16 protein-coding genes and 1 pseudogene are annotated in these 13,284 nt (G+C 71.9%); 1 reads left to right on the forward strand and 16 read right to left on the reverse strand.

The window, feature by feature from the left end; all coding sequences use genetic code 11:
* Positions 1-201 precede the first annotated feature (201 nt).
* Positions 202-771, forward strand: a pseudogene (locus ACF08B_RS27625) (peptidoglycan DD-metalloendopeptidase family protein); the annotation flags it as partial.
* A gap of 160 nt (positions 772-931) precedes the next feature.
* Here the strand turns inward: ACF08B_RS27625 and ACF08B_RS27630 are convergent.
* The 16 genes from ACF08B_RS27630 to rpsP all read right to left on the reverse strand — a co-directional run bounded on the left by ACF08B_RS27630 (position 932) and on the right by rpsP (position 13,098).
* Positions 932-1,489, reverse strand: coding sequence for a TetR/AcrR family transcriptional regulator (locus ACF08B_RS27630; RefSeq protein ID WP_392320037.1), 558 nt, complete (start codon positions 1,487-1,489; stop codon positions 932-934).
* Positions 1,490-1,573: 84 nt separating this feature from the next.
* A complete protein-coding gene (gene whiG / locus ACF08B_RS27635) occupies positions 1,574-2,416 on the reverse strand; it encodes an RNA polymerase sigma factor WhiG (protein ID WP_123436530.1) in 843 nt (280 codons plus the stop codon).
* A 322-nt stretch (positions 2,417-2,738) separates the two neighbouring features.
* Positions 2,739-3,899, reverse strand: coding sequence for a DNA-processing protein DprA (gene dprA, locus ACF08B_RS27640; RefSeq protein ID WP_392319875.1), 1,161 nt, complete (start codon positions 3,897-3,899; stop codon positions 2,739-2,741).
* Positions 3,896-5,521, reverse strand: a complete 1,626-nt coding sequence (locus ACF08B_RS27645) for a YifB family Mg chelatase-like AAA ATPase (protein WP_392319876.1) — start codon at positions 5,519-5,521, stop codon at positions 3,896-3,898. The genes dprA and ACF08B_RS27645 overlap by 4 nt, the downstream gene beginning before the upstream one ends.
* Position 5,522: 1 nt before the next feature.
* Positions 5,523-5,888, reverse strand: a complete 366-nt coding sequence (locus ACF08B_RS27650; RefSeq protein WP_392319877.1) for a YraN family protein — start codon at positions 5,886-5,888, stop codon at positions 5,523-5,525.
* Between the two features lie 88 nt (positions 5,889-5,976).
* On the reverse strand, positions 5,977-6,285 hold the full coding sequence (locus ACF08B_RS27655) for a DUF2469 domain-containing protein (RefSeq protein ID WP_003965949.1): 309 nt from the start codon (positions 6,283-6,285) through the stop codon (positions 5,977-5,979).
* A 56-nt stretch (positions 6,286-6,341) separates the two neighbouring features.
* Complete coding sequence (locus tag ACF08B_RS27660; RefSeq protein ID WP_392319878.1) at positions 6,342-6,863, reverse strand: NUDIX hydrolase; 522 nt, start codon at positions 6,861-6,863, stop codon at positions 6,342-6,344.
* Positions 6,853-7,635: a signal peptidase I gene (gene lepB, locus ACF08B_RS27665; protein WP_392319879.1), complete on the reverse strand. Its 783-nt coding sequence runs from the start codon at positions 7,633-7,635 to the stop codon at positions 6,853-6,855. Before lepB (ACF08B_RS27665) ends, ACF08B_RS27660 begins: the two co-directional genes overlap by 11 nt.
* Before the next feature lie 120 nt (positions 7,636-7,755).
* The gene (lepB, locus tag ACF08B_RS27670; RefSeq protein WP_392319880.1) at positions 7,756-8,763 is read right to left on the reverse strand and encodes a signal peptidase I; all 1,008 of its coding nucleotides are present in this window, start codon (positions 8,761-8,763) and stop codon (positions 7,756-7,758) included.
* Positions 8,651-9,745 (reverse strand): signal peptidase I, encoded by a 1,095-nt coding sequence (lepB, locus tag ACF08B_RS27675; protein WP_392319881.1) that lies wholly within the window; start codon positions 9,743-9,745, stop codon positions 8,651-8,653. The genes lepB (ACF08B_RS27670) and lepB (ACF08B_RS27675) overlap by 113 nt, the downstream gene beginning before the upstream one ends.
* On the reverse strand, positions 9,738-10,439 hold the full coding sequence (gene lepB, locus ACF08B_RS27680; RefSeq protein WP_392319882.1) for a signal peptidase I: 702 nt from the start codon (positions 10,437-10,439) through the stop codon (positions 9,738-9,740). Before lepB (ACF08B_RS27680) ends, lepB (ACF08B_RS27675) begins: the two co-directional genes overlap by 8 nt.
* A gap of 45 nt (positions 10,440-10,484) precedes the next feature.
* The gene (gene rplS, locus ACF08B_RS27685) at positions 10,485-10,835 is read right to left on the reverse strand and encodes a 50S ribosomal protein L19 (RefSeq protein WP_392319883.1); all 351 of its coding nucleotides are present in this window, start codon (positions 10,833-10,835) and stop codon (positions 10,485-10,487) included.
* 134 nt (positions 10,836-10,969) lie between these two features.
* A complete protein-coding gene (trmD, locus tag ACF08B_RS27690; protein ID WP_392319884.1) occupies positions 10,970-11,803 on the reverse strand; it encodes a tRNA (guanosine(37)-N1)-methyltransferase TrmD in 834 nt (277 codons plus the stop codon).
* The gene (gene rimM / locus ACF08B_RS27695; protein WP_392319885.1) at positions 11,803-12,351 is read right to left on the reverse strand and encodes a ribosome maturation factor RimM; all 549 of its coding nucleotides are present in this window, start codon (positions 12,349-12,351) and stop codon (positions 11,803-11,805) included. Before rimM ends, trmD begins: the two co-directional genes overlap by 1 nt.
* Positions 12,352-12,433: 82 nt before the next feature.
* Positions 12,434-12,673, reverse strand: coding sequence for an RNA-binding protein (locus tag ACF08B_RS27700; protein WP_003973401.1), 240 nt, complete (start codon positions 12,671-12,673; stop codon positions 12,434-12,436).
* 5 nt (positions 12,674-12,678) lie between these two features.
* Positions 12,679-13,098, reverse strand: a complete 420-nt coding sequence (rpsP, locus tag ACF08B_RS27705; protein ID WP_020942484.1) for a 30S ribosomal protein S16 — start codon at positions 13,096-13,098, stop codon at positions 12,679-12,681.
* Positions 13,099-13,284: the final 186 nt, after the last annotated feature.

Below are 13,284 nucleotides of genomic sequence, written 5' to 3' on the forward strand. Positions count from 1 at the left end.
GACCGAGAGGCGCTTGGTACGAACCCTTGCCGGGTGCCGTACCGGGGCGTGCGAAGTCGACCCGGTGACCCGGATCGCCAGAAGAAGTGTACGGGACCGGGAAGGCGCCGGGTGACGCCGCTCTCCACAAGCGGGGGGGTTCTCCACAGGCTCCGGACATGATCGGCGCCGTGCGGGACGGTTGGCCGCATGCGACGAGTGATGCGATGGGTCCTGATGGGGGCGGTTGTGCTGCTGAGCCCGGCCGTGGGCGCCCTCGCCCCTTCGGCCCGGGCGGATCCCCCGGTGCCGGGGCCGTCTTCCGCCCCCGCGGACCCGGTGCCGGCCGTGGGCCGGGCCTGGCCGGTGGGCGTGCGCCCCTCGGTGCTGCGGGGATGGGAGCCCCCGGCGACGGTGTACGGCGCGGGCCACCGCGGCGTCGACCTGGCGGCGCCGGCCGGTTCGGCGGTGCGCGCGGTCGCGGCGGGCCGGGTGTCCTTCGCGGGCCGGGTGGCCGGGCGGGGCGTGGTTGCCGTGGAGCTGACCGGAACGGATCTCCGCACCACGTACGAGCCGGTGACCGCGGCGGTGCGGAAGGGGGACGAGGTGGTGGCGGGCGGGGTGGTGGGGGCGGTCCAGGCGGGAGGTTCGCACTGCGGACCGGCGACCTGCGTGCACTGGGGCCTGCTGCGGGGCGAGACCTACCTGGACCCGCTCTCCCTGCTGCCGCCCTGGCTGCTGGCGAGGGGGCCGTCGAGGCTGCTCCCGGTACCGCCGGGTCAGCCACCGCCGGGTCTCCGGCCCTGGCGCGGCAGTGTCTTTGGTGGCGCGGGGAACCGTGCCGACCGCCGCCCACGGCCCGCCACAGGACCGACTCGGGGCGGCGGTCGGCACGGGGGCGCGGCGGCACCAGGTCGGCGCCGGCCGGCGGAATCCGTCGCCGCCCGGCCGCTCAGCCCCGTACGCCCCGCAGGGCCATGGCCACGGCGGCGTCGGTGATGGCGGTGGGGTCCTCGGCCGCGCCGAGTTCGATGCGGCGGACCGCCGCGTCCACGACGCCCTGGAGCAGCATCGCCGCCAGCCGGGGCTGCGCGTGGCCCATCTCCCCGAGCGCCTCGACGATCATCGCGACCAGGCCGCCGTGGGCCGCCCGGATCTTCTCGCGGGCCCCCGCGTCCAGCTCGCTCGCGGAGATCGCGACGACCGCCCGGTGGCGCCGGTCCCCGACCAGCGCCAGCTGCTGCCGAACATACGCCTCGACCTTGCCCTCGGGCGAGTCCACCCGCTCCATGGCGGAGGCCACCTCCGCCGCCCACAGCGGGAAGTCGGCCTCGCACAGCTCCTCGACCACGGCCGCGCGCGACCGGAAGTACTCGTAGACGGACGACCGCGCCAGCCCCGTCCGCTCGGCCAGCGCGGGAAAGGTCAGCGCCTCCGTCCCGCCCTCGGACAGCAGGGACCGAGCCGCGTCCAGCAGGGCGGCTCGCTGCATCGACCGGTGCTCGGCCACGGAGGCCGCTCGAATCCTTGGCACGGCACCACTTTACGGACGCGCCCGGGACAACGGGAGCCGACGCAGCGTGGCCGGGACGAGTCAGCGCCCGAAGCTCGCGAGCTTCGCCCGCAGCTGGAGCACCGACTTGGTGTGGATCTGGCTGACCCGGCTCTCGGTGACGCCGAGCACATTGCCGATCTCGGCGAGGGTGAGTCCCTCGTAGTAGTACAGCGTGACGACGGTCTTCTCCCGCTCGGGCAGTGTGTTGATCGCCCGCGCGAGGAACCGCCGCAGCTCCCGGTCCTCGGCCACCTCCACCGGGTTGTCGGCGGCGGTGTCCTCGAGGGTGTCCATCAGGCTGAGCCGGTCCCCGCCCTCGCCGCCGACATGCAGCAGCTCCTCCAGGGCGACCACGTTGGCCAGCGACAACTGGCTGAAAACAGCGTGGAGTTCGTCGACCTCCATGCCCAGCTCGTCGGCGACCTCACCCTCGGACGGGGTGCGGCGCAGCCGGGCCTCCAGGGTGGCGTAGGCACGCTCGACGTTGCGCGCCTTCTGCCGGACCGAACGGGGGATCCAGTCCAGCGCCCGCAGCTCGTCGATCATCGCGCCGCGGATCCGGGTGATCGCGTACGTCTCGAACTTGATCTCCCGGTCGATGTCGAACTTCTCGATCGCGTCGATCAGCCCGAACACGCCGGAGGACACGAAGTCCGCCTGCTCCACGTTGGGCGGCAGCCCCACACTCACCCGGCCGGCCACGTACTTGACCAGCGGCGAGTAGTGCAGGATCAGCTGCTCACGCAGCCGGTCGTCCCCCGTCGCCTTGTACGACCGCCACAGTTCGTCGAGCGTCGAGGGAGCGGGCGGCCGCACGCTGCCACCGTCGCGGGCGGCTGGGGGGATCGCCGCCCGGTCGGACCCGGAGGTGTGCTGGGGCATTCGTCGCCTTGTGCCGTTCTGCCGTGAAGTGCCGTGAAGTGCCGAGAAGTGGGCCGGTACGGGTTCGTTCGGGTGAAGTGGGCTGCCTGGGTGAGCTGTCGGTCTGATGTCGAGTTGGCGCAGTCTGTGTCGACGCCTTCGTGAGCGTAGCGTGACTGAGGTGTCGCGGTGTGCGAACACCAGGGCACCACTCGTGCGCGGGGCTCCTCGGCCGTCCCCGTGACCCCGCCGCCGGGATCGCTCTGCGTGACCGGCCGGAGTCGCCAACTCCGCGCATACGCAAGGGCGTCGGGGATTCCCCCGGACGGCCGAACCTGGTCGGTCAACACGGTCGGTGACCGTCCCGGAGCGAGATCATCGCCTGGCGTGTCAACTTCCAGCCATCGCCGTGTCGTTCGACGTAGCCAAGTGCTCGGAGTTCGTACAGTCTCGCGATCGCCTCGTCCCTGGTGGTCCGCGCGCCGTGCGCGATCTCGTCGGTGGGGGCCGCCCGGCCGCCGGGCAGGGCGGCGAGGACGGCCCGGGCGGCCGGTTCCAGCAGGTCGCGCGGCAGCACCGGGCCGCGCCGCGGCGGTGCCAGCTCTCCCATGTCGCCGACGAGTTCCACCACTTCCGCCGCGTCGGTGACCAGGGCGGCCTCACCGCGCAGCAGTTCGTGCACACCGGCCGAGAGGGCGCTGGTGACCGGGCCGGGCACGCCCATGGTGAAGCGGCCGAGCCGCTGGGCGGCCCGCGCGGTGGCCAGTGACCCGCTGCGGCAGGCGGCCTCGACGACGACGGTTCCCCTGGTCAGCGCGGCGATGACCCGGTTGCGGAGGATGAACCGGCTCGGTGTCGGGTGGTCGCCCGGCGGCAACTCGCCGACGACGAGTCCCTGTTCCGCGATCCTGTCGATCAGCGCGGCGTGGCCGCGGGGGTAGGACCGGTCGACACCGCAGGCGAGGACGGCGACGGTGGCTCCGCGGGCGGCGAGGGCGCCGCGGTGGGCGGCACCGTCGATGCCGTAGGCGCCGCCGGACACGACGACCCACCCCCGCTCGGCCAGCCCCGCGGCGAACGTGGCCGCCGCATGGGTGCCGTACTCGGTGCAGGCCCGGGCCCCCACCACGGCGACGGATCTGAGCGCCCACATCCGCAGGCCGGCCCGGCCGCGCACCCACAGCCCGACGGGCCGCGCGTCCGCGAGGTCGTCGAGCTGCCCGGGCCATTCGGCGTCCCCGGGGCACACGAACCGCGCCCCGGCGGCCCGGGCCCTCGCGAGATCCCGCTCCGGCTCGGCCCGCCCGGCCCGCGCGACAAGCCCGGCCCAGCGTGTCGCGCTCATCCCGGGCAGCGGTTCCTCGCCCCTGCGGAGCCGCCGCACCACCGCCCGCACGCCGAACTCGCGCACCCACCGCCCGACGGTCTCGTCCCCCGGCTCGGCCACCCGGCCGAGGAACACCCTGCCGAGCCGCTCGCCGTCGGATTCCTCTTCCGCGGTCACGTCAGCGCCCCGATGGCCATCGGCACCCCTCGGGGCACGCCGGTGCGCAGTTGCAGGGCGAGCGCCACGTCGGTGGCGTCCGGGCGTTCGTGTCCGACGAGGTCGGCGACCGTCCAGGCGACACGCAGCACCCGGTCGATCCCCCGGGCGGTGAGCACGCCCCGCTCCAGGCTGCGTTCCGCCTCGTCCATGGCGCCGGTGACGGCCTGGTACCGGCCGCGCAGCTCCCGGCCGGGGACCTCGCTGTTGGTGCGCCAGGGGGTTGTGGCGAGGCGGGCGGCAGCCCGCTCACGGGCCTGGCGCACCCGGGCGGCGACGGTCGCGGTGGCTTCGCCCCGGGCGCCGGGCACGGTGAGCTGGGCGCGGCTGACGGGATCCACTTCCACCCGCAGGTCCACCCGGTCCAGCAGCGGGCCGGACAGCCTGGACTGGTAGCGGCGGATCGCCGACGGCGGGCACTCGCACAGCGAGTCGCGCTGCGAGAAGCGTCCGCACGGGCACGGGTTGGCGGCCAGCACCATGAGGAAGCGCGCCGGGAAGCGGACCACGCCGGCGCTGCGGGCGATCACCACGTGTCCCGACTCCAGGGGCTGCCGCAGGGCGTCGAGGGTCTGGCCGTGGAACTCGGGCGCCTCGTCCAGGAAGAGCACGCCGCGATGGGCGAGGGAGACGGCCCCGGGGCGCGCGATGCCGGGTCCGCCGCCGACGAGGGACTGCATCGTCGCCGAGTGGTGCGGCGCGCAGTAGGGGGCGACGTCGATGAGGGGCTTGCCCGGCGGCAGCAGTCCGGCCACCGAGTGCACGGCGGTGACCTCCAGCGACTCCTCCCTGGTGAGCCGGGGAAGCACGGCGGGCAGGCGCTCGGCGAGCATGGTCTTGCCCGCACCGGGCGGGCCTTCCAGGAACAGGTGGTGTCCGCCGGCGGCGGCGACCTCCACCGCCGTGCGGGCGGAGGTCTGGCCCACGACGTCGGCCAGGTCGTGATCGTGGTCGTGCTGTGCGGCGCCGAGGCTGTGCATACCGGTGGCGGCGCCGGTGCCGGGCACGCGCAGTCCGGCCAGGAGGGGGTCGGGCCGCCCCTGCTCGTCGGGCTGCTCCTCGGGGACGGGCTCGTCGGTCAGCACGGCGATCAGCTGGCGCAGGCTGCGCACCCCCAGCACCGACACACCGGGGACCAGCGAGGCCTCGGCGGCGGCGCACTCCGGCACGACGACCTGCTCGTAGCCCGCGTCGGCCGCGGCGAGGACGGCCGGCAGGATGCCCCGGACCGGTCGCACGCGGCCGTCCAGGCCCAGTTCGCCGATCATGACGATGTCGGCGAGGACGCGGGGATCGATCCGTTCGGCGGCGCCGAGCACGGCGCAGGCGACGGCCAGGTCGAAGCCGGAACCGGCCTTGGGCACCGACGCCGGGCTGAGTCCGACGGTGAGCTTCTTCTGCGGCCACTCGCCGCCCGAGTTCACCACCGCCGCCCGGACCCGGTCGCGGCTCTCCGTCAGGCTCTTGTCCGGCAGGCCGACCAGGGTGAAGGCGGCGACGCCGGGTTCGAGGTCGGCCTGGACCTCGACGACGACCCCTTCGACTCCGACCAGGGCCACCGAGCACGTACGGGCGAATCCCATCTCAGGCCACCCCCCGGGCGTGCTCGACGAGCGGGGCGCCCCGGCGGGGCAGGAGCACGCCGATCAGGTCGATGCGGACGCCGCCCGGCGGTGCTCCGCCGTGGGCGTGGATCCAGCGTTCGGCCAGGCCCCGGAGCCGTTCGGCCTTCCGGGGGGTGACCGCGGCCATCGGATGCTCGTAGGAACCGCTCCTGCGGGTCTTCACCTCGCAGATGACGAGCGCTTCGCCGTCCCGCGCCACGATGTCGATCTCGCCGGACCTGCCCGAGCGCCAGTTGCGCTCCAGGACCGTCATCCCGGCCCGGACCAGCCGCCGCGCGGCCAGGTCCTCGCCGTATTTGCCGAGTGCACTGCGTGCCCTGCTCATGTCGGCACCACCTCCGGCACCAACGGTCACGCAGCGGGCCCACCCGTGTTGATCTTGGTGGACGGCTCAGCGGTTGTGGAAAACCCCGTCACCCGCCCGGAAGCTCCAGGTCGCTCTTGTTCAGCTCCTCGATGTTCACGTCCTTGAACGTGAGGACGCGGACCTGCTTGACGAAGCGTGCCGGCCGGTACATGTCCCAGACCCAGGCGTCGGCCATGGACACCTCGAAGAACACCTCACCCTGAACCGAGTGCACCTGCATCTCGTAGTCGTTGGTGAGGTAGAAGCGCCGCTCGGTCTCGATCACGTATTTGAACAGACCGACGACGTCTCGGTACTCCCGGTAGAGCTTCAGCTCCATCTCGGTCTCGTACTTCTCGAGGTCCTCGGCGCTCATGGCATGTTCCCCTTCAGCCGTGCGATCCCCCCATTGTGCGCCAGTCCCGGGAGCCCTCAGACGATTTCCGTGTCGAGGGTCACGGGCCTGGCCGGGGGACCTTCGTCGAGCAGCCGCTGCAGCAGCCCGGCGAGTCTGGTCGGATACACCGTCTCATGTGCCCGGGTCAGTTCCCGACACGTCCACCAGCGCGCTCCGGCGACGCTGCGCCGCTCCAGCTCCGTCAGCCCCGTCGCCACGCCGACCGTCTGGGTCGTACGGGCCAGGTAGTACCACTCGTCCTGGTCCCAGCGTCGTCCCGCGAAGGGGAAGGAGCACCGCCTGCGCCACAGCACGGGACCGAGTTCGACATCGGTGATGCCGGTCTCCTCGGCGAGTTCCCGCAGCGCGGCCTCCTCGCGCGTCTCGGTGCCCTCCAGACCGCCGCCGGGGGTGAACCACCAGTCGTCGGCCGGATCGTCCGGCTCGTGACCGTGCAGCAGCAGGATGCGGTCCGCGGGGTCGAGGAGGACCACCCGGGCGACCTTGCGCAGCCCTCCCTCGCGGGAGTCGGCCGCCGGCGTGGTCTCAGCGGGCACCGGCGGGCTCCGGGCCGGTGCGGGCGCGGGAGCGGCCCAGGCGCTTGGCGATCGGGCCGTACGCGCCGCCGCCGAGGACCAGGACGGCTCCGGCGACGATCATCAGCTCGATGGTGCGCAGCGGACCGGGCCGGGAGAGGGCGCCGAGCGACTCGAAGCCGGTGGGGCTCTTCAGGGAACCCTTCCAGGGCCACACGACGGCTTCCACGCGGGCGGAGACGGCGTCGCGGGAGACGGTTCCCTTGGCGGTGTCGGTGAGGTGGGCGCTGGAGTCCAGGGAGCCCTGGCGCTCGTCGCCGAGGAGGAAGAGCCGGCCCTTCGGGACGGTGACGGTCGGGATGTTCTTGATCTCGGCCAGGCTGCCCTCGGGGAGGTAGGGCTCGTCTATCTGCTTGCCGTTGACGGTCAGCTTGCCGTCGGTGCAGCAGGAGACGGTGTCACCGCCGACGGCGACGACACGCTTGACCACCTTCGCGTTGGTGACCCAGCTCTTGTCCTCGAAGACGACGACGTCACCGCGCCGCACCTCGTCGCCGTCGACCCGCTGGGCGAGCACCCGGTCACCGGCGTCGATGGTCGGGGTCATGGAGCTGGTCGGCACGGTGTACGGGCGGTAGGTGACCGCCGCCCAGGCGAATCCGCCGAGGAACAGCACCAGGCCGAGCGCCACGGCCAGTCCGGACAGTCTCTGCCCGATTCTGCCGCCGCCGGCCCGTGCCGTGGTTGTGCCGCCGCCGTGCGGGGCCGTACGCGTCGTGCTCTCGCCACCCATGGACCCGCACCCTACCCGGCGGTACCGGGCGAGGTCAGCCCCCTGTTTCCACCGCCGGGCAGGCGGCGCGTGAGGCCGGAGGGAGGGCCGGCCGGGCGGGTCCGCCCGGCCGGGGCGGGGTCAGTGCCGCCCGGCGGACCTCGTCGGGAGGGCCTTGGACTCCGGCCGGTCCGAGCGCCGGCGCCGCCACACCGCCACCGGCAGCACCGCGACGAGGGCCACGCCCTGAGGGGCCACCGTCAGGGAGGCGGAGGCGGAGGACTGCTCGTCGAGCCCGGGCTGGTCGAAGGTGTCCGGGATCGGCAGGGTGCCCCAGCGGTTGATCGGCCAGGCCTTGACGATGGCACGGCCGACGACCTCGTCGACGGGGACCATGCCGTGGTGCTTGTCGGACTGGTTGTAGCGGGAGTCGCGGGAGTTCTGGCGGTGGTCGCCCATCACCCAGAGGTAGCCCTTGGGCACCTTCACCTTGAACTGGCCGCCCAGGTCGTCGTCGGTGCACGGCGTGTTGCCGGGGTAGACGTACGGCTCGTTCAGTGCCTTGCCGTTGACCACCAGCGGGCCGGTGCCCTTGCACTGGACCGTGTCGCCGCCGACGCCGATCACGCGCTTGATCAGGTCCTTCTCCTCGGCGGACGGCATCAGGCCGATCCAGCTGAGCACCTTCTGCACGGCGTTCGGGTTGGGCGCCGGCTCGCCGGCCAGCCAGTTGTCCGGGTCGTGGAAGACGACGACCTCGCCGCGCTCGGGCTCGGAGCCGAACCAGGGGGTGAGCTTGTCGACCAGGACGCGGTCACCCTGCTGGAGGGTGTTCTGCATCGAGTCGGACGGGATCGAGAACGCCTGCACCAGGAACGTCTTGATCAGCAGTGCCAGCACCAGCGCGATGACCACCAGGATCGGCAGCTCCTTCCAGAAGGAGCGCTGCTTCGCCGGGCGGTGCGTGGTCTCGCCCGTCCCCGCGTCCTCGGTGCGGGGCTCGTCCGCCGGCGCGCCGTCGTCACCGGCGGCCGGGTCATTCCTGGGGGTCATGGCGCCGTTCGGCACGGGACCGTTCGCCTCCACGGGGTGCCCGCGGTGCTCTTCGCCGTCGTGTCCCGAACGTGCGCCAACCGCCACATCCCCCACGCCAACTCCTCACTCTGTGCCGCCGCCCGCGCCGGATACGGTGCAGGCCCACCACTCCCATAACGAGCGGGAGTTCCGCAGGGCTCGGGAGCCGGGTCGATCCGTTCTGGTTCTCTGAGGCAACCCTATGCGACTGCCGGGTACCGGCGGTCGCCCCCGACACGGAGTCGGCGACGCTTGCGAAGGTTTTAGGTTCCTGAAGGCGCGTCCAGTGGCCGATCGGCCAGCCGATGGCCATGGCCCGGCCGACCACCGAGTCCTCGGAGACCGTGCCGCCGTACGGCGTGTCCTGGTGGAAGCGGGAGTCGGCGGAGTTGCCCCGGTGGTCGCCCATCACCCACAGCCGGCCCTTGGGCACGGTGATGTCGAAGGGGGTGGCGGAGGGGGCGTCCCCCGGATAGATGTAGTCGCCCTCGGTCAGCGGTACGCCGTTGACGGTGAGGCGGCCCTGGGCGTCGCAGCACTTGACGTGGTCGCCACCGACCCCGATGACCCGCTTGATCAGGTCCTTCTCGTTGTCGGAGGGCAGCAGGCCGATGAAGGTGAGGCCTTCCTTGAACTGCTTGACGACGATGGGGTCGTTCTTCTTGGTGGTCTGTTCGTCCGCGAGCCAGCCGCCCGGGTCGTGGAAGACGACGACGTCCCCGCGCTGCGGCTTGGAGCCGAACCAGGGGGTGAACTTGTCGACCAGCACGCGGTCGCCGATCCGGATCGTCTGTTCCATGGAGCCGGACGGGATCACGAACGCCTGGACGAGGAAGGTCTTCAGGACGAGCGCGATGAGGACCGCGACACCGACCAGAAGGGGGATCTCCCGAACGGCCGAACGACGGCGCTTGCGTTTGACCTTGCGCTGCAGTTTGCGGCGCTCCGCGCGCGTGCGGCCACCGCCCCCGGACGAGCCGGTGCGGCGGATCCCGGTGGGCAGCAGGTTCTCGGCGGGCGTCGCGGGCACCCCGCGCGGTTTGCCGCGGTTACCCATGGGCGCCCTCCGCCGGGGCCGCGGGCACGCGCGCGTAGGCCGGCGGACGCCTCAGGTGCGCCCAGTGGCCGTACGGCCAGACGATCCAGTCGGCGCGGCCGATGACGTCGTCCACGGGGATCATGCCGCCGCCGGGCGAGCCCAGGTGGTCGCGGGAGTCGCTGGAGCGGCTGCGGTGGTCGCCGAGGACGAAGAGGCGGCCCGCGGGCACGGCGATGTCGAAGGGAACGCTGGAGGCGCTGTTCCCTGGATAGAGGAACGACGACTCGTCGACCGACCGGCCGTTCACCTCGATCCTGCCCTCCTTGTCGCAGCAGACCACGTGGTCTCCCCCCACCCCGACAACGCGTTTGACGTAGTCCGCGTCACCGAAATACCCGGTGCCGTCGAACACAATCACGTCGCCGCGGCGCGGCTGGGCACCGAAACGGTACGCCAACTTGTTTACGAGAACGCGGTCCCCGATCCTCAAACCCCGCTCCATGGATCCGCTGGGAATCTCGAACGGCTGCGCCACGAAGGTGTTCAGCAGCAGGACGAACGCCAGGCAGGCGAAGACGGTGACGGTGATACGTCCCCCCGGCAGCCACGCGGTGATCCGCGACGGCAACGCGAAACGCGACCGGCCCTCCGGCCCCGGAGTACCGGGGTGGGAGGGGCGGTCGCGTTCCGTCTGCTGAGCTTCGGTGTCCATCGGAGCCAGATGTTATCCGGCCCCGCTGTGACGCCGGGGAAGCGCTCAGTTCTCGCGCTTCTCCTTGATCTTCGCGGCCTTGCCGCGCAGGTCACGGAGGTAGTACAGCTTGGCGCGGCGCACGTCACCACGGGTGACGAGCTCGATCTTCTCGACGATCGGGGTGTGCACCGGGAAGGTGCGCTCGACGCCGACGGAGAACGAGACCTTGCGGACCGTGAAGGTCTCGCGGACACCGGCGCCCTGGCGGCGGATGACAACGCCCTTGAACTGCTGCACACGGGAGCGGTTGCCCTCGATGACGCGCACGTGGACGTTGACGGTGTCACCCGGACGGAAGCCCGGGATGTCGCTGCGCAGCGACGACGCGTCGACGGAGTCGAGCAGGTGAGACATTTCGTCTGCTTTCTTCGCTGATGCCACAGGTCATCAACGGGAGATAGATGTACAGGAGACTGCCGTGCGGGTCGGGGCGGGCGTCGTGTCCCCCTGTGGCAGGGGCGCACACCGGACGGACGCACAACAGCGGTCTATTCTTCCACGCCCCCGGCCCGGCGCCAAAATCGGCCGTACCGCTCGCCCTCGGGGTCCGGTTCCCAGCCGAGGATGGAGAGCATCTCGCGGTCCTTCTTGTCGAAGGCCTTGGGCTCGCAGTGCTCGATCAGGTCGGGCCGGTTGGCCGTGGTGCGCCGCAGCGCCTCGTCCCTGCGCCAGCGGGCGATCTTCCCGTGGTGGCCGCTGAGCAGCACGTCGGGGATGCCGCGACCGCGCCAGACGGGCGGCTTGGTGTGGACGGGGCCCTCCAGGAGGTTCGCCATCGCGCCGGGCGCGAAGGAGTCGTCCCGGTGGGACTCGGCGTTACCGAGGACGCCGGGCAGCAGCCGGGCGACGGCCTCGGTGACGACCAGGACGGCCGCCTCACCGCCGGCGAGGACGTAGTCGCCGATGGAGACCTCGTACACGGGCATGCGGGTCGCGTACTCGTCCATCACACGCCGGTCGATGCCCTCGTAGCGGGCCGGGGTGAAGATCAGCCAGGGGCGCTCGGAGAGTTCCACGGCCAGTTCCTGGGTGAAGGGACGGCCGCTCGGGGTGGGCACGATCAGCGCGGGGGCCCGGCCGCCGGCCTCGTAGCCGTCGGCGAGGACCGCGTCCAGGGCGTCGCCCCAGGGCTCGGTCTTCATGACCATGCCGGGGCCGCCGCCGTAGGGCGTGTCGTCGACGGTGTTGTGCCGGTCGTACGTCCAGGACCGCAGGTCGTGCACGTGCACGTCGAGCCGGCCGCGCGCGCGTGCCTTGCCGACGAGGGAGACGTTCAGGGGCTCCAGGTACTCGGGGAAGATCGTGACGACGTCGAGGCGCATCAGGACTCGTCCTCGTCCCGGGAGGAGTCGATCTCGGCGCGGTCGTCGATCAGGCCCGGCGGAGGCGTGATGACGGCCCTCTGCGCCTCCAGGTCGATCTCGGCGACGATCTCCTCCACGAACGGGATCATCACCTCGGTGCCGTCCGGGCGCTCCACGATGAACAGGTCCTGGGACGGCAGGTGCGAGATCTCGGTGATCCGGCCGATCGCGGTGCCGTCCTCGGTGACCACGTCGAGGTCCATCAGCTGGTGGTCGTAGTACTCGTCCTCGCCCTCGGGGAGTTCCTCGGGGTCGATCTCGGCGATCAGGAGGGTGTTGCGCAGGGCCTCGGCGCCGGTGCGGTCGCGTACGCCCTCGAAGCGCAGGAGCAGCCGGCCGCTGTGCACCCGGCCCGTCTCGATGGTGAGCGGCCCCGTGGACGCGGGGTCGGTGGCGAGTACGGCGCCGGGCGCGAGCCTGAGTTCGGGCTCGTCGGTACGCACCTCGACGGTGACCTCGCCCTTGATGCCATGGGCACGGCCGATCCGTGCGACTACCAGCTGCACTGTGCTTGCTCTCCTGTCATACGACTGCGGGCCGGGGACGGCCCAGTGGCCCTCCCCGGCCCGAGCCGGTTGCGATGAAGCGTCAGCGGACGTGGTCCACGTCGACGAGGTCGACGCGGACACCGCGACCGCCGATGGCGCCCACGACGGTACGCAGAGCACGCGCGGTGCGGCCGTTGCGGCCGATCACCTTGCCGAGGTCGTCGGGGTGCACCCGGACCTCCAGCACGCGCCCGCGGCGCAGGTTGCGCGAGGCGACCTGCACATCGTCAGGGTTGTCGACGATGCCCTTCACGAGGTGCTCAAGCGCCTCTTCGAGCATGCTGCTCAGGCCTCGGTCGACTCGGACTCGGCAGCGGCCTCGTCCTTCTTCTCAGCCTTCTTCTTCTGGGTGATCGCCTCACCCTTGCCCTCGTCGTCACCGCCGAGAGCCTCGAACGACGGACGCGTGGCCTTCGGCTCAGCGACGAGCAGCGGCGCCGGAGCGGGCTCGCCCTTGAACTTCTGCCAGTCGCCGGTCTTCTTCAGGATGGCGAGGACGGGCTCGGTCGGCTGCGCGCCGACACCCAGCCAGTACGCCACACGGTCGGCGTCCACCTCGATGACCGACGGGTTGTAGGTCGGGTGGTACTTGCCGATCTCCTCGATCGCACGGCCGTCACGGCGGGTGCGGGAGTCGGCGACGACGATGCGGTAGTGAGGCGAACGGATCTTGCCCAGACGCTTCAGCTTGATCTTGACTGCCACGGGAGTGGACTCTCCTGATTTTGACGTGGTTGGGCACGGCAGGTTGCCGCGTGGGGTTGCGGTACCCGAATGCCCGATGGACGCGTCAGCCGGAGGAGAGAGGGGTCCTGTGCGACTGTCGAGTACAGCTAGCCATTGTGCCACACCCGGCGGACCGCTCTCGGCCGAGGTGGTTCCGGGCGCCCG

The organism is Streptomyces sp. NPDC015139, from assembly GCF_043079785.1.
In the GTDB taxonomy this organism is placed as follows: Bacteria; Actinomycetota; Actinomycetes; order Streptomycetales; family Streptomycetaceae; genus Streptomyces; species Streptomyces albidocamelliae.